The sequence below is a fragment of the Brevibacillus sp. FW306-2-1A-C05A genome (assembly GCF_058781555.1).
This window is the reverse complement of record NZ_JBYSWV010000018.1, coordinates 34,853-55,502: the sequence shown is the minus strand read 5'-3', so window position 1 is coordinate 55,502 and position 20,650 is coordinate 34,853. Positions and strand designations below refer to the sequence as shown.

The 20,650-nt window shown below is 55.8% G+C and carries 21 protein-coding genes; 18 read left to right on the top strand and 3 right to left on the bottom strand.

Annotated features, from left to right (window positions below; translation table 11 throughout):
• Nucleotides 1-8 precede the first annotated feature (8 nt).
• The 5 genes from AC3WJN_RS13070 to AC3WJN_RS13050 are packed head-to-tail and all read left to right on the top strand — an operon-like array spanning nucleotide 9 to nucleotide 4,416.
• Nucleotides 9-1,046 carry a FecCD family ABC transporter permease gene (locus AC3WJN_RS13070; RefSeq protein ID WP_007777522.1) on the top strand — a complete coding sequence of 346 codons (1,038 nt, stop codon included), beginning with the start codon at nucleotides 9-11 and terminating at the stop codon, nucleotides 1,044-1,046.
• Entirely contained in the window at nucleotides 1,043-1,849 is an 807-nt protein-coding gene (locus AC3WJN_RS13065; RefSeq protein ID WP_007777527.1) for a heme ABC transporter ATP-binding protein, read from the top strand. Before AC3WJN_RS13070 ends, AC3WJN_RS13065 begins: the two co-directional genes overlap by 4 nt.
• Nucleotides 1,846-2,856 (top strand): methyltransferase domain-containing protein, encoded by a 1,011-nt coding sequence (locus AC3WJN_RS13060; protein ID WP_007777530.1) that lies wholly within the window; start codon nucleotides 1,846-1,848, stop codon nucleotides 2,854-2,856. Before AC3WJN_RS13065 ends, AC3WJN_RS13060 begins: the two co-directional genes overlap by 4 nt.
• Before the next feature lie 58 nt (nucleotides 2,857-2,914).
• Nucleotides 2,915-3,463: a sigma-70 family RNA polymerase sigma factor gene (locus AC3WJN_RS13055; protein WP_007777533.1), complete on the top strand. Its 549-nt coding sequence runs from the start codon at nucleotides 2,915-2,917 to the stop codon at nucleotides 3,461-3,463.
• Nucleotides 3,433-4,416 carry a hypothetical protein gene (locus AC3WJN_RS13050; protein WP_007777536.1) on the top strand — a complete coding sequence of 328 codons (984 nt, stop codon included), beginning with the start codon at nucleotides 3,433-3,435 and terminating at the stop codon, nucleotides 4,414-4,416. The genes AC3WJN_RS13055 and AC3WJN_RS13050 overlap by 31 nt, the downstream gene beginning before the upstream one ends.
• Before the next feature lie 119 nt (nucleotides 4,417-4,535).
• On the opposite strand, the gene AC3WJN_RS13045 is transcribed toward AC3WJN_RS13050, so the two are convergent.
• On the bottom strand, nucleotides 4,536-5,402 hold the full coding sequence (locus AC3WJN_RS13045) for a GNAT family N-acetyltransferase (protein ID WP_007777538.1): 867 nt from the start codon (nucleotides 5,400-5,402) through the stop codon (nucleotides 4,536-4,538).
• A 6-nt stretch (nucleotides 5,403-5,408) separates the two neighbouring features.
• On the bottom strand, nucleotides 5,409-5,885 hold the full coding sequence (locus AC3WJN_RS13040) for an HIT family protein (protein ID WP_007777540.1): 477 nt from the start codon (nucleotides 5,883-5,885) through the stop codon (nucleotides 5,409-5,411).
• Between the two features lie 188 nt (nucleotides 5,886-6,073).
• On the opposite strand from AC3WJN_RS13040, the gene lepA reads away from it, so the two are divergent.
• The 13 genes from lepA to AC3WJN_RS12975 all read left to right on the top strand — a co-directional run bounded on the left by lepA (nucleotide 6,074) and on the right by AC3WJN_RS12975 (nucleotide 19,566).
• Nucleotides 6,074-7,891 carry a translation elongation factor 4 gene (gene lepA, locus AC3WJN_RS13035; RefSeq protein ID WP_007777542.1) on the top strand — a complete coding sequence of 606 codons (1,818 nt, stop codon included), beginning with the start codon at nucleotides 6,074-6,076 and terminating at the stop codon, nucleotides 7,889-7,891.
• A 101-nt stretch (nucleotides 7,892-7,992) separates the two neighbouring features.
• Entirely contained in the window at nucleotides 7,993-9,135 is a 1,143-nt protein-coding gene (gene hemW / locus AC3WJN_RS13030) for a radical SAM family heme chaperone HemW (protein ID WP_005833109.1), read from the top strand.
• Between the two features lie 194 nt (nucleotides 9,136-9,329).
• Nucleotides 9,330-10,355, top strand: coding sequence for a heat-inducible transcriptional repressor HrcA (hrcA, locus tag AC3WJN_RS13025; protein WP_005833107.1), 1,026 nt, complete (start codon nucleotides 9,330-9,332; stop codon nucleotides 10,353-10,355).
• Nucleotides 10,356-10,417: 62 nt separating this feature from the next.
• A complete protein-coding gene (gene grpE, locus AC3WJN_RS13020) occupies nucleotides 10,418-10,960 on the top strand; it encodes a nucleotide exchange factor GrpE (protein ID WP_007777550.1) in 543 nt (180 codons plus the stop codon).
• Between the two features lie 51 nt (nucleotides 10,961-11,011).
• Nucleotides 11,012-12,841: a molecular chaperone DnaK gene (dnaK, locus tag AC3WJN_RS13015; RefSeq protein WP_007777552.1), complete on the top strand. Its 1,830-nt coding sequence runs from the start codon at nucleotides 11,012-11,014 to the stop codon at nucleotides 12,839-12,841.
• A 155-nt stretch (nucleotides 12,842-12,996) separates the two neighbouring features.
• Nucleotides 12,997-14,130, top strand: a complete 1,134-nt coding sequence (gene dnaJ, locus AC3WJN_RS13010) for a molecular chaperone DnaJ (RefSeq protein ID WP_005833102.1) — start codon at nucleotides 12,997-12,999, stop codon at nucleotides 14,128-14,130.
• A 71-nt stretch (nucleotides 14,131-14,201) separates the two neighbouring features.
• Nucleotides 14,202-15,143, top strand: coding sequence for a 50S ribosomal protein L11 methyltransferase (prmA, locus tag AC3WJN_RS13005; protein ID WP_005833100.1), 942 nt, complete (start codon nucleotides 14,202-14,204; stop codon nucleotides 15,141-15,143).
• 18 nt (nucleotides 15,144-15,161) lie between these two features.
• A complete protein-coding gene (locus AC3WJN_RS13000; RefSeq protein ID WP_005833098.1) occupies nucleotides 15,162-15,920 on the top strand; it encodes a 16S rRNA (uracil(1498)-N(3))-methyltransferase in 759 nt (252 codons plus the stop codon).
• 24 nt (nucleotides 15,921-15,944) lie between these two features.
• Nucleotides 15,945-17,303 (top strand): tRNA (N(6)-L-threonylcarbamoyladenosine(37)-C(2))-methylthiotransferase MtaB, encoded by a 1,359-nt coding sequence (mtaB, locus tag AC3WJN_RS12995; RefSeq protein ID WP_005833096.1) that lies wholly within the window; start codon nucleotides 15,945-15,947, stop codon nucleotides 17,301-17,303.
• Nucleotides 17,300-17,728, top strand: coding sequence for an NUDIX hydrolase (locus AC3WJN_RS12990; protein WP_005833094.1), 429 nt, complete (start codon nucleotides 17,300-17,302; stop codon nucleotides 17,726-17,728). The genes mtaB and AC3WJN_RS12990 overlap by 4 nt, the downstream gene beginning before the upstream one ends.
• Before the next feature lie 3 nt (nucleotides 17,729-17,731).
• Nucleotides 17,732-18,397 (top strand): deoxyribose-phosphate aldolase, encoded by a 666-nt coding sequence (gene deoC / locus AC3WJN_RS12985; protein WP_005833092.1) that lies wholly within the window; start codon nucleotides 17,732-17,734, stop codon nucleotides 18,395-18,397.
• A gap of 112 nt (nucleotides 18,398-18,509) precedes the next feature.
• A complete protein-coding gene (locus AC3WJN_RS12980; RefSeq protein ID WP_005833091.1) occupies nucleotides 18,510-18,908 on the top strand; it encodes a CidA/LrgA family protein in 399 nt (132 codons plus the stop codon).
• The gene (locus AC3WJN_RS12975) at nucleotides 18,901-19,566 is read left to right on the top strand and encodes an LrgB family protein (RefSeq protein ID WP_005833089.1); all 666 of its coding nucleotides are present in this window, start codon (nucleotides 18,901-18,903) and stop codon (nucleotides 19,564-19,566) included. Before AC3WJN_RS12980 ends, AC3WJN_RS12975 begins: the two co-directional genes overlap by 8 nt.
• Here the strand turns inward: AC3WJN_RS12975 and AC3WJN_RS12970 are convergent.
• Nucleotides 19,547-20,521, bottom strand: a complete 975-nt coding sequence (locus AC3WJN_RS12970) for a Na/Pi cotransporter family protein (protein ID WP_007777562.1) — start codon at nucleotides 20,519-20,521, stop codon at nucleotides 19,547-19,549. The genes AC3WJN_RS12975 and AC3WJN_RS12970 overlap by 20 nt on opposite strands.
• Nucleotides 20,522-20,650 lie beyond the last annotated feature (129 nt).

Below are 20,650 nucleotides of genomic sequence, written 5' to 3'. Positions count from 1 at the left end.
AGATCAAGATGCCCTTCATCATCGTTGCCCTGCTGATCGGGCTTGTCGTCTCGATTACGTTTGCGGTGACACTCGGCTCGGTGGAAATCAAACCAGCGACGGTATGGAAAATTGCCTTGGCGAATCTCCCGCTGGTCAATCAATGGGTGGAAGTGGATTGGTCAAAAGGAGAACAGACCATTATCTGGGACATTCGGTTTCCCCGCGTCCTGCTGGGGGCTGTCGTCGGGGCCGGCCTGTCTGTTGTGGGGGTGGCGATCCAGTCTCTGGTTCGCAACTCCCTCGCAGATCCGTACATATTGGGAGTCTCCTCGGGCGCATCGGCCGGAGCGACGCTGGTCATTTTGTTCGGAGCATTCAGCATGTACGGACAATTCGCGCTTTCTTTCGGTGCTTTCACCGGATCGCTCGTCTCGATCCTGCTTATTTTTACCTTGTCCCGCATCGGCGGGCAAAACTCGACGGTGCGTCTGCTCATGGCCGGCATCGCGATTTCCGCCATCCTGTCTGCGATCACCAGCCTGATTATTTTTTCCGCGCCCAACGAGCACGGCATCCGCTCTGTCCTGTTCTGGATGAGCGGCAGTCTGGCCGGAGGGAAGTGGGAGTATTTGACCATACCGACGCTGATCGTCGTCATCTGTCTGATTGTCCTGTTGACACAATACCGTTCGCTCAATGCGATGCTGATGGGCGAAGAAGCGGCGGGGACGCTGGGCGTCAATACGGTGCAATTTCGCAAGCTGCTGCTGGTCATTACCGCGCTTTTGACGGGCGTCATCGTCTCGATCAGCGGGTCTATCGGCTTTGTCGGCTTGATGATGCCGCATATCGTTCGCGTCATCGTCGGCTCGGACCATCGTCGCGTCCTGCCTGTCAGCGCCTTGTTCGGGGCCATTTTCCTGATCTGGGCGGACGTGATCGCCCGGCTTGCGTTTGCGCCGGAAGAGCTGCCGATCGGGATTATCACGGCGCTGTGCGGCGGTCCGTTCTTTATTTGGTTGATGATGCGCAGCTCATATTCTTTCGGAGGTAGCGGGCGATGAATCTGCATGTGGAGAACATTTCGGTCGAGTTGGAGAAAAAAACGATTTTGCGCGACGTTAGCCTGACGGTTCGCTCCGGCGAATTTGTGGGGCTGATCGGGCCGAATGGCAGCGGAAAGTCCACCCTGCTCAAAAGCATTTATCGGGCGCTCGAGCCGCGCAGCGGATTCATTTCCCTGGACGGGGCTGACGTGTACGAGCTTACCGCCCGGCAAAATGCGCAGCGCATGGCGGTCGTGCGCCAGGAGTCGTCGATCGAGTTTGACTTTACCGTCATGGAAATCGTCATGATGGGGCGCTCACCCCATAAAAGGCTGTTTCAAACCGATACCCCGGCGGACAGCCGCATCTGTGAAGAGGCGCTGGAGCGGGTCGGCATGCAGGCGTACGCCTCGCGCAGTTTTTTTTCCTTGTCTGGCGGAGAAAAGCAGCGCGTGCTGATTGCAAGAGCGCTGGTCCAGCAAGCCGAGTTTCTCGTATTGGACGAGCCGACCAACCATCTGGACGTCCGGTACCAGCTACAGGTGATGGATCTGGTCAAGACGCTCGGGATTACCGTGTTTTCCTCGCTGCATGATCTGAATATCGCCGCCATGTACTGCGATCGGCTGTACGTCATTCGCGACGGGGAGCTGGTTGCTTCCGGCACGCCGGAGGAAGTGTTTGAACCCGGGTTGATTCGCGACGTTTTCGGGGTAGAGACAGAGGTGGTCACCCATCCGATCACGGGGAAAAAACACGTTTATTTCTTTTCGGAAGCGGTCCGCGTCCAGCAATCGCGACAGGAGGTCAAAGCATTATGAGTGTGTACAGTTGCCAAGTATGCAAGTTCTGCTACGACGAATGGCTAGGCGATACAAAAAACGGCGTCCCACCAGGGGTGCCTTTTTTGCATTTGGCAGGCTCGGTCTGTACGACCTGTGGGATGCAAGGGGAAGGGCGGCATGTGCGCCTCCCGGAAGCCAAATTCGCGGGATTGGAAGCCACCTATTACGACCAGTTTGCCGGAAAAGCGGGCATCGCTTTTTACCGCGACTGGCTGCTGCAAGAAGCAGAGCAAGCCCCGGTGTCCGTGCTCGAGCTTGGCGTAGGCACAGGGCGCATTGCCATTGAGCTGGCGTGCTGCGGCTTGTCCGTCTGCGGCGTGGACCATAGCCCTGACATGCTGGAAATCGCGACGAAAAAGAAGCGGCGCATGCTCAAGGACAACGAGGAACTGCTTGAGCTGATCGAGCAAAATGTACAGGAGTTGCAGCTTGCTTCCCGCTTTACCCATGTGCTGCTGCCCGAAGGCATTTTTCAGCAGGCGACCTGTAGAGAGGAACAGCGGCAGTTGCTTTCGGTCGTTGCCCGGCATTTGACAGAAGGCGGAACAGTGGCGATTGACTTGCTCCTGCCGCCTGTGAACCGCAAATGGTCGCTCATGCAGCGCAAGTTTGTTTTTCCGGACCGGATGGTGTACCAAAAAGTCGAGGGAGAAACGCTCATTGCCGAGCAAAAGTTCCGCTATACGCTGACCTATGAGACGTTTTTGGAGCAGATGGAGCAGCCGCGCTACCGAGTGGAGCGCGAGCTGGCATTGCTGTTGCCGGGAGAGCTGGAGTTGCTCCTGGAATCTTCGGGCTACAACGTCGTGCAAAGCAGGGAAAACGTCGTTTGCCACCACAGCCAGCCGCCAGAGCAAACGGAAGAGTACGAGCCGGATCGCTGGCAGCACGGCGGCTATCCGTTTGCGGAACCACCGGGCGCTCCGGGGGCGGCGACGCGCTGGACGATCATTGCCAAAAAAAATTCCGCCCCTTCCCTGTAACAAAATCTACGCGGCTGCATCTAACCAGTAAAGGATTTGCGTGAAGGAGGTCGCGCCCTTGGATACGTTGCAGCCTACGGCAGACGCTGCATTCGAACAGATCATGCAAGAGTACGGGACGCGGGTCCTTCGGCTGGTCACTTTTCTGGTCAAGGATCACAGTCTGGCTGAAGATATAACTCAAGAAGTGTTTGTCAAAGTGTATCGGCATCTGCCCCGGTTTCGCGGGGAGAGCACGGTTCATACGTGGCTGTACCGGATTGCGGTCAACGAATGCAAAGGCCATTTGCGCTCCTGGTCGTTTCGGAATATCCTGCCTTGCTCGTGGATCAGGCAAGACGGCGAGCTGTCCACGGAGCATCTCGTGCTCGACCAGGCAGAGCGGGATCAGCTTGTGACGGAAGTGCTGCAGCTTCCTCCGCTGTATCGCCAGGTCATCGTCCTGCACTACTATGCCGATTTGACGATCAGCGAGGTCGCCTCTGTGCTCGCAGTGTCAGAGGGAACAGTCAGAACCCGGTTGCACAGGGCGAGACAACGGCTGAAGCAGAGTCTGGCGGAAGGGAGTGAGTGGGAATGGACGAGAACAGATGGCTCGCAGATTTGAAGGACAGGGCCGATCAAACCGCTTTTCGCGACGTCCGCTTTACCGAAGCGATGAAGGATCAGGTAAGAACGCGGATAAGCCGGGAAGCGAGAAGGAGCGGCTGGAAAAGGCTCGCCATGCCAGCGACTGTCCTCGTCCTAGGCTTTCTCATCTGGACGGCTTTGCCGCTGCCACAGCCAGCCGAGCATGCCGCCCATCCCCAACCGCCCGTGCCAGAGCTGCTGCCGGGCGGCCAACTTCTCGCGCCGGATTTGTGGAAGCCGATGCCGCTCATTTCGGCTACGTACGAGCAGCAATCTTTTTCCTATGTAGGGGAAAAGCCTGTCCGGGCGATGACCGATCCCGACGGCCTGTACGAAGGACAGACACAGCGCTTCATCTGGCTGTTGAACGCAAGCGAGTTGTCTCGGGTGGAGCTTGTCGCTTACAGCAGTGCGGGCAAGCGCATCGAGCTGGGCAGCTATCAGGTGATGGGGCCGCTGCACGATGCGTCCGGGCATTTTCCATCCGGCATCGCATTGCCCGATCCGGGTGTCTGGAAGCTGCAGGTGCTGTCCCAAGGCAAGCAGCTCGGACATGTGTTCGTCGAGGTGAAAAAAGGCATTTCCCCCGCGAACCGCGAACTGGTCGAGCCGATCGTCCGCAGCTATTTGGAGACGGAAGAAACCAAGCTGGGCTGGCTGCCGAATGACAGAGAGGTCAGTCTGGAGCTGTTGGGAGTGGAGGCCCCGAATGCAGAGCGCAGGGTCGTGTACGCCTGGGTGAAAGTATTGAGCAAAAATCCGGCGCATTCCTCCGGCGTCAGCGCTCCGATGGTCTTTTATCTCGCTTACGACGGACAAACGTACCGCGTGCAAGACATGCAGATGCCAGAAGACGGGAGCCGCTACAATAGCAGCCTGCAAAAGCTGTTTCCGCCAAACGTGCTCGAGCAAATTCGCTATCGCGAGTGACGCACGGCTGTCGGCGTGGCGTTCTCAAAAAAACAACCGGACTTTTCCCGTCACGAGGAAAAGGTCCGGTTGTTCGTTGCTGCAAGGTAATTGGCGAGGCATGTGCTTGCCCACAGCACTCAGCCGTATATTTGCGCGCCGATGGCGAAGTACGTGCCGGCCCGGGGCGGCAAGCGATCTGCATTCGCGACCATGACAGGCGGGTGGGACGCCTTTTGGAAGCCGTTTTGCTCCAAAAAAGCAAGGAAGGCAGGCTGTCCATCCGGTACGTCGATGCGCACCTGGCCCGGATGGTTTTCCGTGAGCTTGCCCAGCAACTGGATCGCCATGTCGGCATCCTGCGCGACAATCGGCCCGGCGATCAGGTTGACTGGCCCTTGGATGGCAAAGCCGTAGCCGACGATCGTGCCGGATTCGGTTTTCGCTACCAGACAGGTTGCTGCTTGCCGCATGCGTGCTTGCAGAAAATGCTCGCGGCGGCTGCCGAGTGCCTGCTGGTCCAGCAAGGCGACGCTTGCGAAGTCCGCTTCGCTCATCGGGACGATCTGATACGTCGCTGTTGGAGGGTGCGGCGGTGCTGCGAGCTTGCCGCCCGGGCGCACAAACTTGTGGATGCGCTCGACGGTGGCAAAGCCGAGGCTTTTGTAGAGCGGCTCCCCGTCGGCTGTAGCGATGAGCATGATGGTCGTATCGCCCGGCACCGCAGCCAGACAGGCTTGCATCAGGTCGCGCCCGTATCCGCGGCCGCGGCACGATTCATGCACGATCACCATGCCGACCGTAGCCAGTCTGTCTTCATAGGCGATGATCGCCGCAGACGAGACGACCCGGTCGCCGTCATCCTTGTGCCCGAATACTTTGCCGATAGACAAAATCGTGCGGATTTCCGCTTCGTCATAGTCCCAGCCCACTGAGTCGGACAGCGCCATCAGATCGGGAATGTCTGCGACAGACAAGCTGTGCAGGCGGTGGGTCGTGCTTTTCACGTTGGATCAGTCTCCGTTTCGTTGTAGTTGCTCTTTGTCGCTTCTCGCTTGTAGCGCATCGGCCAGAAGCTTGCGTGTCTGCGGCAGGCGAGCCGCGGCTCCGTGCTCGTGCTGCGGCTCGCTCCAGGCGAAGCCGTCGCCGTGGAAGCGAGGAATGACATGCAGGTGAAAATGGGTCAGCTCGTTGAAAGCTCCGCCGTTTTGACAGAGCGTAATCCCGTCAGGCTTATACACACGGCGCAAGACACGGGAGAGGAGAGTCGCCGCTTCCGTAACGTTTTGCATCGTGCGCGCATCCAAATCTGTCCATTCGATGAGGTGCTGCTTGGGGAGAATCAGCGTGTGTCCCTCCGAAAAAGGCTCGATATCGAGCAGACACGTCACCCACTCGTTTTCATAGACGACGTGGGCGGGCGCCAGAGAAAGGGCCAAACGGCAGCCCAGACAGTCGATTTGCTCCGAATACACGCGTTGCTTTTGCATGCCAATCTCCTTTTTCCATCACTTTATCATAAAAAGAAAGTTTTGGTGACGAGCAAAAACGTGACAAGCGCCGTATTCTCTTTGGTTGCTCTTTATATCAAGCGTTTGTTATAATTACCGTTAGTGTATTTTTTCGAGGCGCAATCTGTACGTTTGAATGGATTCGCGTGGGAGGGAACGAACAGCACATGGATCGCCGTGAAAGACAAAAAAGGATTCGAAATTTTTCCATCATCGCCCACATTGACCATGGAAAGTCGACGCTGGCAGACCGAATTTTGGAACTGACCGGAGCGTTGACTGCACGTGAGATGGAAGCCCAGTTTCTGGATACGATGGAGCTGGAAAAAGAGCGCGGGATTACAATCAAGCTGAATGCCGTGCGTTTGAACTATAAAGCAGAGGACGGAGAGGAATACATTCTCCACCTGATCGACACACCTGGACACGTAGACTTTACGTACGAGGTTTCCCGCAGCCTGGCTGCCTGTGAAGGAGCGATTCTCGTCGTGGACGCCGCTCAGGGGATCGAAGCCCAGACGCTTGCCAACGTCTATTTGGCGCTGGACAGCAATCTGGAGATCATTCCGGTCATCAACAAGATCGACCTGCCAAGCGCGGAGCCTGAGCGCGTGAAGCAAGAGGTAGAGGACGTCATCGGGCTGGATGCCAGCGAAGCGGTGCTCACCTCTGCCAAAGCAGGCATCGGGATCAAGGAAGTGCTGGAAGCGGTCGTGCAAAAGGTGCCGGCTCCAGAGGGAGATCCGGACGCGCCGCTGCAGGCACTGATTTTCGACTCGTATTTTGACGCGTACAGAGGGGTTATCGCTTCGATCCGCGTCATCAACGGTACGCTTAGAAAAGGCATGAAAATCAAAATGATGGCGACCGGCAAGTCGTTCGAGGTGACGGAAATCGGTACCTCGACGCCGCGCCAGACGCAAGTGGAAGAGCTGACTGTCGGCGACGTAGGCTACGTGGCTGCTTCGATCAAAACCGTTGGCGACACGCGCGTCGGGGATACGATTACCGATGCGGCCCGTCCTGCTGCCGAGCCGCTGCCAGGCTACCGCAAGATCAACCCGATGGTATTCTGCGGCCTGTACCCGATCGAGACGAACGAGTACAACGACCTGCGCGAAGCATTGGAAAAGCTGCAGCTCAACGACGCGTCGCTGCAATTCGAGCCGGAGACGTCGCAAGCGCTTGGCTTTGGCTTCCGTTGCGGCTTCCTGGGACTTTTGCACATGGAGATCATCCAGGAGCGCATCGAGCGCGAGTTCAACATCAACCTGATTACGACGGCTCCGAGCGTTATTTACCGCATTACCCGGACAAACGGGGAAGTGTTCGAGATCGACAACCCGTCGAAAATGCCGGAAGCGCAAAAGATCGAAATGATCGAGGAGCCGTACGTGCTCTCCACCATCATGGTGCCAAAAGAGTACGTGGGCGACGTCATGCAGCTTTGCCAGGGCAAGCGCGGGGAGTTCCTCGACATGCAGTACATGGGGGAAAACCGCGTGCAGCTCAAATACGACATGCCGCTTTCCGAGATCGTCTACGACTTCTTCGACATGTTGAAGTCGGGTACGCGCGGATACGCCTCTTTTGACTACGAACTGGCAGGCTACAAGCCGTCCAAGCTGGTGAAGATGGATATCCTCCTGAACGGCGAAATGGTCGACGCCTTGTCGTTTATCGTGCACAAGGACACGGCATATGCCCGCGGAAAAGTCATTTGCGAAAAGCTCAAGGAGCTGATTCCGCGTCAGCAGTTCGAGGTGCCGATTCAGGCGGCCATCGGGCACAAGGTCGTGGCTCGCGAAACGATCAGCGCCCTGCGCAAAAACGTTCTCGCCAAGTGCTACGGCGGGGACATTTCGCGGAAACGCAAGCTGCTCGAAAAGCAAAAAGAAGGAAAGAAGCGCATGAAGTCCGTCGGCTCCGTCGAGGTGCCGCAAGAAGCGTTTATGGCTGTATTGCGCATGGATGATAAGAAGTAGGCCTGACCTTGTGTCAGGTCTTTTCCATTCGTCGACAAGCGCGCAGCCTGGCGCGACCGGGTTTTTCACCTGTATTTCAAACACGAAGGAGGGGAAGCGTCATGATGCCGCAATCGGTGTACATCCACATTCCCTTTTGCACAAATAAATGCTATTACTGCGATTTCAACTCGTTTGTGACGAACAACCCGCAACTGGTCTGGGACTACCTGGACGCCTTGGACAAGGAGATGGAGCTGACGTTTCGCGAGCAGCCAGTCCAGGAGGTCAAGACGATCTTCGTCGGCGGAGGCACGCCTACGTTTCTCGACCACGCCCAGATGCGAAAGTTTTTGCAGACCGTCCAGACTCACCTCGGCGCATACTGGACGGACGACATCGAATTTACGATGGAAGCCAATCCGGGGACGACCGACGTGGAAAAGCTGCGGATCATGCACGAGCTTGGCGTCAATCGGCTCAGCTTCGGCGTGCAGTCGTTTGACAATGCCCTGTTGAAGCGGCTGGGGCGGATTCACGACCGGGACGACGTGTACCGTAGCATCGAGAACGCGAAGCAAGTCGGGTTTGCAAACGTGAGCATCGACTTGATGTTCGGCCTGCCGGACCAGACGATGGAAATTTTTCGCGAGACGCTGCACAAGGCTTTCGAGCTGGGGACGACACACTTTTCCGCGTACAGCCTGAAGGTCGAGGAAAATACGCTTTTCCACACGCTCTATCAAAAAGACCAGTTGCCGCTCCCGTCGGAAGAGACGGAGCTTGCGATGTACATGGTGCTGATCGAGGAGATGGAGCGCCACGGCTATCCGCAGTACGAAATCAGCAATTTCGCGAAGCCGGGCTTTGCGAGCAAACATAATAAAACCTATTGGCTCAATCGTGAATACTATGGGTTGGGGGCGGGTGCCCACGGCTACGTGTGCGGGCAAAGACATGTCAACGCCGGGCCGCTTACGATCTACATGCAAAAATGCAAGGAAGGCTTGCCGCGCGTCGAGCAGTTTGCGGTGCCGAAGGAAGATGCGATGGAGGAGCAGATGATTTTGGGGCTGCGCTTGCGGGAAGGGGTCGACCTGGCCGGGTTCGCCTCGCGATTTGGCGTGTCTGCACATGACGTTTTCGGGACGATAATAGAAGAAGAGATTGCCAAAGGCATGCTGGAAGAGCAAGACGGCTGTCTGAAGCTGACCAAACAGGGACTTCCACTCGGAAATGAGGTATTCGCGCGTTTTTTGCGCTAAAATCAGGGCATTGCTGGCGAAATATGTGAGATTTTGACCGTGTATCTCGCTCAAGTCCGTTGACAAATCCTTCTACTATTGATACCTTAGTAAATAGATTTAGCACTCGTTAAGTATGAGTGCTAACAAACGCTCCGAAACAGTGAGCGACAACATCTTTCTTTTCATGCTCAACGGGGAGGCGAGCGACATCCATGTTATCTGACCGTCAACAATTGATTTTGAACGCGATTGTCGATAATTACATTCATTCTGCCGAACCGGTTGGTTCCCGGACGATTTCCAAACGGGAGGACATCGGGTTTTCTTCGGCGACCATTCGCAACGAGATGTCCGACTTGGAAGAGCTGGGGTACTTGGAGCAGCCCCACACGTCGGCAGGGCGAGTTCCTTCTACAAAAGGATACCGTTTTTACGTCGACAATCTGATTCAGCCGCAGGACTTGAGCGAGGCCGAATTGGGCAAACTGAAACAGTTGTTTGCCGAGCGTATTCTCCATTCCGAACAGGTGGTAGAGTACACGGCTCAAATTCTTTCCCAGTTGACCAATTACACGGCAATTGTCCTGGGGCCGGAGATTTTTGAGCATCGGTTAAAACATATTCAAATCGTTCCTCTGAACGAGACACAGGCGGTTGCGATTGTCGTTACGCATACCGGGCGTGTGGAGAACAAGCTGATCGATCTTCCCGAAGGCATTGGCGTAAGCGAAATCGAGCGCCTCGTCAACCTGTTGAATGCCAAATTGACCGATGTGCCGCTGTGGCAGTTGAGACAGCGCGTCTATCAGGAAATATCGGGCGAGATGCGCCGCTATGCGGAGCAGTACGAGGAAATGCTGAAGATTCTCGACAAGTCGCTGACACACGAAGAGGAGCGCGTTTACTTACGCGGTGCGACCAAGATCATGAACCAGCCGGAATTCCGCGACGTAGATAAGGTCAAGGACATTCTGGAGCTTCTGGAGCAAAACGATCAGCTTTTGCACTTGATCGGGATGCCGGGAGAGGGACTTACGGTGCGTATCGGTCAGGAAAACCAGCTAGACGCGATCAAGCAATGCAGTATTATTACCACGTCCTACTCGCTTGGAGGCAAGCCGGCAGGGATGGTTGGAATACTTGGCCCGACGCGAATGGAATATGGCAAAGTCATTTCCGTACTCAATTATTTGGCAGAAGGCTTATCGCGCATGCTGACTTCGCAGTTTGAGAAATAAATGGAGGACGGCTCCGCTGATTTTTTGCCAATCAGGAAAAGAGCCCCCAGGAGGTATCGACGTTGAGCGAAGAAAAAATGACCCAAGATCCGTCTGCCGCAGAAGAGCAAGTCAATGAGGCAGCCGGAGAGCAAGAGACGGCCGAGGTGAACTGGGAGCAGGAAGCAGCCCAGTGGAAAGCGCAGGCGGAGGAACATCAAAACCGCATGCTGCGCGCCATGGCTGACATGGATAACCTGAGACGCCGTGTGCGCAAGGAGCAGGAAGATCTGGCCAAGTATGCTTCCCTGAAAATCGTGGAAGAGCTGCTGCCGGTTCTCGACAACTTCGAGCGCGCGCTTGCTGCCGACAAGGAATCCATGACGGTAGAATCGCTTTTGGAAGGAGTCAACATGGTGTACCGCCAGATGGTGCAAGTTTTCGAAAAAGAAGGCTTGAGCGCCATCGAGGCACAAGGAAAGCCGTTTGACCCGCACGTTCATCAGGCTGTCATGCAGACCCAGAACCCTGAATTTGATTCGGGCGTCGTAGTGGCCGAACTGCAAAAAGGATACATGTTCAAGGACCGCGTCGTTCGTCCGGCGATGGTTCAAGTGAACAAGTAAGCTTGATTTCACCCATTCATTCGATGAGAAAGTGTTAGGAGGACATATTGTATGAGTCGCGTAATTGGTATTGACCTTGGAACAACTAACTCTTGCGTAGCGGTAATGGAAGGCGGCGAACCAGTCGTCATCGCCAACGCCGAAGGAAACCGCACCACTCCTTCTGTCGTCGCTTTCAAAAACGGCGAGCGCATCGTAGGGGAAGCGGCAAAACGCCAGGCGATCACCAACCCTGACAACACCGTTATTTCCATCAAGCGTCACATGGGTACTACCCACAAGGAAACATTGGAAGGCAACCAGTACACCCCTGAGCAAATCTCTGCGATGATTTTGCAAAAGCTGAAAGCAGACGCCGAGGCTTACCTGGGCCAGCCTGTGACGCAGGCGGTGATTACGGTGCCTGCGTACTTCAACGACGCCCAACGCCAGGCAACCAAAGACGCTGGTAAAATCGCCGGTCTGGAAGTGCTGCGCATCGTGAACGAACCAACCGCAGCTGCCCTTGCATACGGTATGGAAAAGACCGAAGACCAAACCGTCCTCGTATATGACCTCGGCGGCGGTACGTTTGACGTTTCCATTCTGGAACTGTCCGACGGCTTCTTCGAAGTAAAAGCGACCTCCGGCGACAACAAGCTGGGTGGAGACGACTTCGACGATGTGATTATCAACTACCTCGTCAGCGAGTTCAAAAAAGAACACGGCATTGATCTGTCCAAAGACCGCATGGCGATGCAGCGTTTGAAAGACGCGGCGGAAAAAGCGAAAAAAGACTTGTCCGGCGTACTGACTACGACGATCTCGCTGCCGTTTATTACAGCAGATGCGACAGGTCCAAAACACTTGGAGATGAACCTGACTCGCGCCAAATTCGAAGAACTGTCCGCTGAACTCGTAGAGCGCACCATGGGTCCAACCCGTCAGGCGCTGAAAGACGCAGGCTTGACGCCAAGCGATATTGACCGCGTCATCCTTGTCGGTGGTTCTACACGCATTCCGGCTGTACAGGAAGCGATCAAGAAGTTTATCGGCAAAGAACCGCACAAAGGCGTGAACCCGGATGAAGTGGTAGCGCTGGGTGCTGCCGTGCAAGCAGGGGTACTGACTGGTGACGTGAAAGACGTCGTTCTGCTCGACGTAACTCCGCTGTCCCTCGGTATCGAAACTTTGGGTGGCGTATTCACCAAGCTGATCGATCGCAACACGACGATCCCGACCAGCAAATCCCAAGTGTTCTCTACAGCCGCTGACAACCAGACTTCTGTAGAAATCCACGTTCTCCAGGGCGAGCGCCAGATGGCTGCCGACAACAAATCGCTGGGCCGCTTCACGCTGTCCGATATCCCGCCAGCGCCGCGCGGTGTTCCGCAAATCGAAGTTTCCTTCGATATCGACGCAAACGGTATCGTGAACGTGCGTGCAAAAGACCTGGGTACAGGAAAAGAGCAACGCATCACCATCACGTCCAACTCCGGTTTGTCTGATGAAGAAATCGAACGCATGGTAAAAGAAGCCGAGCTGAATGCGGAAGCGGACAGAAAGCGCAAGGAAGAAGTCGAAATCCGCAACGAAGCTGACCAGCTCGTATTCACTACCGAGAAGACGCTGAAAGAAGTGGAAGGCAAGGTAGACCAGGCGGAGATCGACCGTGCGAACGCTGCCAAGGACAAAGTGAAAAAAGCGCTGGAAGGCGGCAACATCGACGAAATCAAAGCTGCAAAAGACGAACTGTCCGAGATCATCCAACAAATTTCCGTGAAGCTCTATGAGCAGGCTGCACAAGCGCAGCAAAATGCAGGGGGCGCAGCAGAAGGTCAAGAACCGAAGAAGGACAATGTCGTTGATGCTGACTATGAAGTGGTAGACGAGAAAAAGTAATCACGAAGGAAGCGGGAGGGGAGAGCGATTCTCCCCTCGCTCCCCGCGATGTGACCCCATGGAAGTCAAAGTCACGCAAAAGCTGACTTTGACTTTTTTTCGGGTCTGTCACATGCTATGATAACAGTTGACTGTCATGGGAGTGATATTAGGAGATGAAACGCGATTACTACGAGGTTCTGGGAGTAGCCAAGGACGCGGACGCGGAAGAAATCAAGAAAGCGTACCGGAAGCTTGCCCGCCAGTACCATCCGGATGTAAATAAAGCCGCTGATGCGGAAGAAAAGTTCAAGGAAGTCAAGGAAGCTTACGATGTCCTGTCTGAACCGCAAAAACGCGCGCAGTACGATCGTTTCGGCCATCAGGACCCGAATCAGGGCTTTGGCGGCGGAGGGTTTGACACGTCGGGCATGGGCGGCTTCGGAGACATTTTTGACATGTTCTTCGGTGGCGGCGGCAGACGCGCGAACCCGAACGCGCCGCGCAAAGGGGCCGATCTGCAATTCGGCCTGAGCATTGATTTTATCGACGCGATTTTTGGAAAAGAAACCGATGTGGAAATCCCGAAAGAAGCGGAGTGCGATACGTGCCTCGGCTCCGGGGCCAAACCGGGAACAGGCGTCGAGACGTGCAAAACTTGTCACGGTACCGGGCAGCAGGAAGTGGCAGCGAACACGCCGTTTGGCCGCATCGTCAACCGTCGCGTCTGCTCCACGTGCGAAGGCAAAGGAAAAGTTTTCAAAGAAAAATGCTCCACGTGCCGAGGCAGTGGACGCGTCAAGATACGCCGCAAAATTCATCTCAACATCCCGGCAGGTGTCGATGACGGAGCGCAATTGCGCGTCTCGGGCGAAGGGGAACCGGGAGCCAACGGAGGGCCTCCAGGTGATTTGTACGTCGTGCTGCGCGTGAAAAGCCACGAGTTTTTCGAGCGCGAAGGCAACGATATTTACTGCGAAGTGCCGCTCACTTACGCACAGGCGGCGCTCGGCGACGAGATCGAGGTGCCAACCGTGGATGGCCGCGTGAAGCTGAAAATCCCGGCGGGAACACAGACAGAAACCTTCTTCCGCTTGCGTGGAAAAGGTGTGCCGCACCTGCGCGGCAACGGCCGTGGCGATCAGCACGTCAAAGTGCGCGTCATCACGCCGACGAAGCTCAGCGACAGGCAAAAAGAGCTTCTGCGCGAGTTGGCTGAACTGTCCGGAGAGAAGCCGGGACAGCATGGCGCAGGCGGAGAAGACGAAAGCTTTTTTGAAAAAATGAAACGGGCATTCCGCGGCGAGTAATCGGTCGCGGTTTTGTCCGCTTGCAGTTAAACAAGTTCATCAGGAAAGCAAAAGTGGGGAGTGGTAGATTCGTGAAATGGTCAGAAATCAGTATCCATACAACAGCGGAGGCTACGGAGGCGGTGTCCAGCCTTCTCTATGAAATGGGGGCTAACGGTGTCGTCATCGAAGACCCGGAGGTGCTCTATCGCGAGTGGGATACCCCCTTTGGCGAAATCTACCAGCTCTCTCCTGACGATTTTCCGGCCGAGGGCGTATTCGTCAAAGCGTATTTGCCCGTTGACAGCAGCGAGTTGATTGATGTCGTGGAAGAATTGAAAGAGCAACTGGCGCAACTGACCGACTACGGCCTGGACATCGGCAAGGCGTCGATCGCCGTAAACGATGTTCACGAGGACGAATGGGCCCACGCCTGGAAAAAGTATTACAAGCCTGTGCACGTCTCTGACCGGATGACGATCAAGCCTGTCTGGGAAGAGTATGAGCCGCGCCACCCGGAAGAAATCATCATCGAGATGGACCCGGGAATGGCTTTTGGGACAGGGACGCATCCGACGACGATTCTCTGTTTGCGCGCGCTGGAAAAGTATTTGACAAAAGGCGATCGCGTGTACGACGTGGGAACCGGAACGGCGATTTTGAGCATTGCTGCGATCAAGCTGGGGGCCAAAGACGTGATTGCGATGGATTTGGACGAGGTGGCGGTGCGCTCCGCCCAGGCCAACACCGAGCTGAACGGCGTGAGCGAGCACATCACCGTCAGACAGAACAACTTGCTGGATGGCATCGAGGAGCAGGTGGAGGTCATCGTCGCCAACATTTTGGCGGAAGTCATCTTGCGTTTCACAGACGATGTATTCCGCGTGCTGAAGCCAGGCGGCACGTTCATCGCATCCGGCATTATCGCGGCGCGGGAAGCGGACGTCAAAGCCGCTTTGGTCGCTTCCGGGCTTGAAGTCGTGGAAACCATTTTCATCGACGACTGGGTAGCAATTGTCGCAAAAAAACGATAGAATAGTGAGGTTGGCGAGATGCAACGATATTTTGTCGAGCCACATCTCTTTCATGAGCATGAGCTAACGATTATCGGAGACGATGTTCACCATATCGTAAACGTGATGCGAGCGCGGATCGGGGACGAAATCCTCGTCTCTGACGGAGCGGGTAGATCGGCGCGAGCCAGGCTCGTCAGTTTGTCTGCCAAGGAAGTCCAGGCAGAAGTGATCGAACTGCTCCAGGAAGAGCGCGAACTGCCGATCCGCGTTACCATTGGGCAAGGCATGCCAAAAGGCGAGAAGATGGAGTGGATCTTGCAAAAGGGGACGGAACTCGGAGCGTACTCCTTTTTTCCGTTTTCCTCTGAACGGACCATCGTAAAACTGGACGCCAAAAAAGAAGCGAAAAAGCTGGAGCGCTGGCGCAAAATCGTCAAGGAGGCAGCCGAGCAGTCGCACAGGGCCGTTTTGCCTGAGCTGCTCGCACCTGTTTCGTTTCGCGAGGCGCTTGCGGCAGGGCAAGCCTATACGCATGTGGCCATCGCCTATGAAAAGGAAGGCAGTACGACCGTTCATGAGGTGCTGGAGCAGATGTCGGCTGGCGATTCCCTGCTCGTCCTGATTGGCCCTGAAGGGGGCTTTTCCCCGGAGGAAGTAGCCCAGGCGGAGAGCAAAGGATTTTTGACAGTGTCGCTTGGCCCCCGCATTTTGCGCACGGAAACGGCAAGCCAATACGTGCTCGCCGCCGCTTCCTACCAGTTTGAACGAAAAGCTTCATCGCATCGCAAAGGATGAGCGCAAGCGAAAGGAGGAATGGCAATGTCTACCGTTGCTTTTCATACATTAGGCTGCAAAGTGAACAGCTATGAGACAGAGGCGATCTGGCAACTGTTCAAGGCAGAAGGCTACGAGCGAGTCGACTTTGAACAGGACGACGCAGATGTTTACGTGATTAATACTTGTACCGTTACGAATACAGGTGATAAAAAGAGCCGTCAGGTCATCCGCCGCGCGATTCGCCGCAACCCGGACGCGATTGTCGCGGTAACCGGCTGTTATGCGCAAACATCTCCCAGCGAGATCGCGCAAATCCCGGGCGTGGATATCGTCGTGGGAACGCAAGGCCGCGAGAAGCTGACCGAATACGTCAAGCAAATTCAAGCCGAGCGCAAGCCGATCAACGCGGTTGGCAACATCATGAAAGCTCGCGAGTTTGAGGAGCTGGACGTCCCGAACTTCACGGACAGAACCCGCGCCTCGCTGAAAATTCAGGAAGGCTGCAACAACTTTTGCACGTTTTGCATCATTCCGTGGGCGCGCGGCCTGATGCGCTCCCGCAAGCCGGAGAGCGTTGTCGAGCAGGCGAAAAAGCTTGTGGAAGCAGGCTACCTGGAAATCGTTCTGACCGGGATTCATACAGGCGGATACGGCGAAGACCTGGAAGACTACAACCTGGCCAAGTTGCTGGTCGACTTGCATCAGGTGGATGGGCTCAAGCGCATCCGCATCAGCTCGATCGAGGCGAGCCAGATTACCGATGAAGTCATCGAAGTCATCAACAATTCCGACCGCGTCGTACGCCATCTGCACGTGCCGCTGCAGGCGGGCGACGACGAAGTGTTGAAGCGCATGCGCCGCAAGTACACAACGGCTGAGTTTTACGAAAAAATGGTGAAAGTGCGTGAAGCGCTGCCGGGTGCGGCGATCACCACAGACGTCATTGTCGGCTTCCCGGGCGAGACCGAGGAGCAGTTCATGAACGGCTACAACTTCATCAAAAAAATCGGCTTTGCGGAGCTGCACGTATTCCCGTACTCGATGCGGACAGGTACGCCAGCCGCCCGGATGACCGATCAGATTCCGGAAGAGGAAAAACACGAGCGCGTAACGAAATTGCTTGAGCTGAACCAGGAGCTGACCATGGCGTACTCCAAGCAATTCGTCGGCGACGTGCTGGAAGTGATTCCAGAGCGCCCGTTCAAAGATGCGCCGGACAGCGGCCTGTTGATGGGCTACTCTGACAACTACCTGAACGTCGTGTTCCCTGGCGACGAGAGCATGATCGGAAAAATTTGCAAGGTCAGACTGGACAAACCAGGCTCTGAATATTGCCAAGGGACTTTTGTCCGCGTCGTTGAGACGGAGCTGCTGCCTTATTTGAAGGAGCGAGCCATATGAAGGAGATATCGGCAGGAGGCGTAGTCTATCAGTTGCAAGACGGACAGCACATGCTTCTTTTGATCGAAGACCGCTATGGCAAAGTCACGCTGGCAAAAGGCAAGCAGGAAATCGGCGAGACGATTGAAGAAACCGCTTTGCGTGAAGTGTTGGAGGAGACAGGAGTCGCAGGGCGTCTCGACGCCAAGCTGGACATGATTACCTACGTCTACACGCATCCGGTGACGGGGGAGTCCGTCGACAAGGAAGTCCACTATTATCTGGTGGAAGCCTACAATACAGAGATTACAGTGCAACTGGAAGAAATCAACGATGTTCATTGGCATCCTGCCAAAGAGGCCTGGGAGCTGCAACTGCAGCGCGGATACCGGAACAACGACGACATTTTTCGCCTTGCCTTCCAAAAACTCGGGATTGAGGTGTAGTTTATGCAATTGAACAAATTTATCGACCATACCCTTTTGAAGCCGGAAGCTACGCAGGAGATGATCGACAAGCTCTGCGCGGAAGCGAAAGAGCACGATTTCATGTCTGTGTGCGTCAATCCATACTGGGTGAAGCGTTCTGCCGAGCTGTTGGCGGGTACAGATGTGAAAGTGTGCACCGTGATCGGCTTCCCTCTGGGAGCGAACACGACGGCGGCAAAAGTGGCGGAAACGCGCGACGCGATTGCCAACGGCGCAACAGAAGTCGATATGGTGCTGAACGTCGGCGCCCTGAAATCCGGTGACCTGGAAACCGTGAAGCAGGATGTGGCTGCCGTGAAGCAAGCGGCGGGAGACGTGCTTGTGAAAGTGATTTTGGAGACAGGTCTTCTCACGGACCAGGAAAAAGAAATCGCGTGCAAGCTCTGCGTGGAAGCAGGCGCGGATTACGTGAAAACGTCCACCGGCTTTGGACCAGGTGGAGCAACGGTAGAAGACATTGCTTTGATGCGCAAAACCGTCGGCCCTGATATCGGGGTAAAAGCATCCGGCGGCGTGCGCGACGGCGAGGCAGCTCTCGCGATGATCGAGGCAGGGGCGAGCCGTATCGGTACAAGCTCCGGCATTTCGATTGTGACGGGCGCAAAAGCAACAGGCAGCGGATACTAGCATGCACAAGCAAAGCCTGGCCAAGTAAGGCCGGGCTTTTTCCTACTTTTTTTGCATGAAACGACCGAAACAAAAGAAGACGAGAGGAGAAAGCGGGAGAGGGGTGTGGCAGATGAAAATGGTCACGGGGATCGGTATTCTTCTTGCTTTTTATGGAGTGGGGGTGCTTGCGAGCAAGTGGCTGCATATCCCTTTGCCTGGCAACCTGGTCGGGATGCTCTTGTTGACGCTGGGGCTTGTCACGGGCTGGGTTCGGATGGAGTGGGTAGAGCGGGCGAGCACGTTTCTCGTTCGCCACATGATGCTGTTTTTCGTTCCGATTATCGTCGGGGTGGCCAGCTATTTGAATTTGTTTGCCCAGGCTCCATGGTCGATTGCGCTGTCGATGATTGTAGCGCCGATGCTCGTCATGCTCGTGACTGGCCGTGTCGTCCAGAGCTATTTGCGCCGCCAGCAGCAGAAGAAGACGCAAGCTTCCGTGCCGGAAGGAAGGAGGACGCTGGATGCTTAGCCAATGGTTCGCGATCCTGGTCACGCTGGCGGGCTATCGCGGGGCGATGCTGGTCAACGCCCGCTTTCCCCGCTTGCAGCCGCTGATTGTGGCGGTCGTGCTCGTCTGGGTCATCTGGTGGGCCGCAAGCGGTGACTGGGAAGCTTTTTCTGCCGGAGGACAGTGGATTTCGTTCTGGCTCGGTCCGGCTACCGTCGCGTTGGCGGTTCCGCTCGCCAGACAAATCAGAGAGTTTGCCCACATCTGGCGCGGCGTTTTGCTCGGAGTCTGCGCGGGGTGTGCCGTGGCGATTGCGTCTGTGTATGCGATCCACTGGTGCTTTGGCTCAGACGATATGCTGCTGAAAAGCATGCTGAGCAAATCGGTCACGACGCCGATTGCGTTGGAGCTGGCTGCCTCGATTGGCGGAGTGCCTGCTCTCGCTGCCTTTTTTACCGCACTGACAGGCATGGTCGGAGTGATGATCGCGCGACCTGTCCTCAAATGGGGCCGGATTACAGATGACTGGGCAATCGGGATCGCCGTGGGAACGAGCGCGCATGCGATTGGAACAGCCAGCTTGAACCGGATTTCCCCTGTCCAGACAGCGGCTTCGAGCGTCGCGATGATCGTTGCGGGCGTCGTCACCTCGCTCTACCTCATCCCGTTTTCTTTTTAAGCCATACGGTCGGTGTAGGCGGCTGCCGCTTATCTGGAATGATCCACTGGATGAAGCGGGCAATCTGGGGCACAAACGGCAAGGCGGCCATGGAGCAGATCAGATTGAAGAGCGTCTGCGAATGGGCGATTTGCATCGAAGGGCTTGCCGTTAAAAAGGCGCTGACCTGGGCAAGCTGGGATAAAAAAGGCAAAAAGACAATCGCGCCTGCGACGTTGAAGAGCGTATGGCACCAGGCAACCTGCTTCGAGGCCGTATTCGTTCCGATCGCGGCAATGACAGCGGTGAAGCATGTGCCGATATTGGCCCCAAGCACGATGGCAAGCGCTGTCTCCATGGACAAAATCTGATGGGTGAGCAGCCCCATCGTAATGACGGTCGTCGCTGATCCGCTGTGGATGAGCGCGGTGAAAATGATCCCGGTGACAAGCCCGATCCAGATGGAGTGGCTGCTTTCCAGGAAAAGGGAGCGGAACGTCTCGGACTGTTCCAACGGCTTTGCCATCAGCTTCAACGTATCAATCCCGAGGAAGATCAGGCCGAAGCCCGCAATGACAAGCCCTGTGCAGCGAACGTTCGGGCGGGGCATCAGCCAGAGAGCCACGCCGACGAGCAACATCGGGATGGCAAACGACTCCAGTTTCAATGCGACCAGCTCTGTCGTCACCGTTGTGCCCAGATTGGTCCCGAGGATGATGCCGACTGTCTGGGCGAACTGGATGATGCCCGCATTGGTCAGGCCGATGGTCAGGACGGTTACGGCGCTGGAGCTTTGCAGGACAAACGTGGCGATCAGTCCGACCCAGAAGCTATGGTAGGGCGTGCGGGTGAAGCGCGACATCCATTCTTCCATTTTTTTGCCTGCCAGATTTTGAAAGCCGGTCCGCATCGCATACATACCAAGCAGAAAAAAACAGAGCCCGAGCGTAAACGGGGCGAGGATGGAGAACATCACAAGTTGGGTTCCTCCTTCTTGATTACAATAGCAAGCGAGGCTGGCCGTTAAAAACGCGGGGCCAACCGTAAAGGAAGTTACTATAACGCTATGCCTGTACAGGGGCAAGCATGACAAGGAGAGGACTGA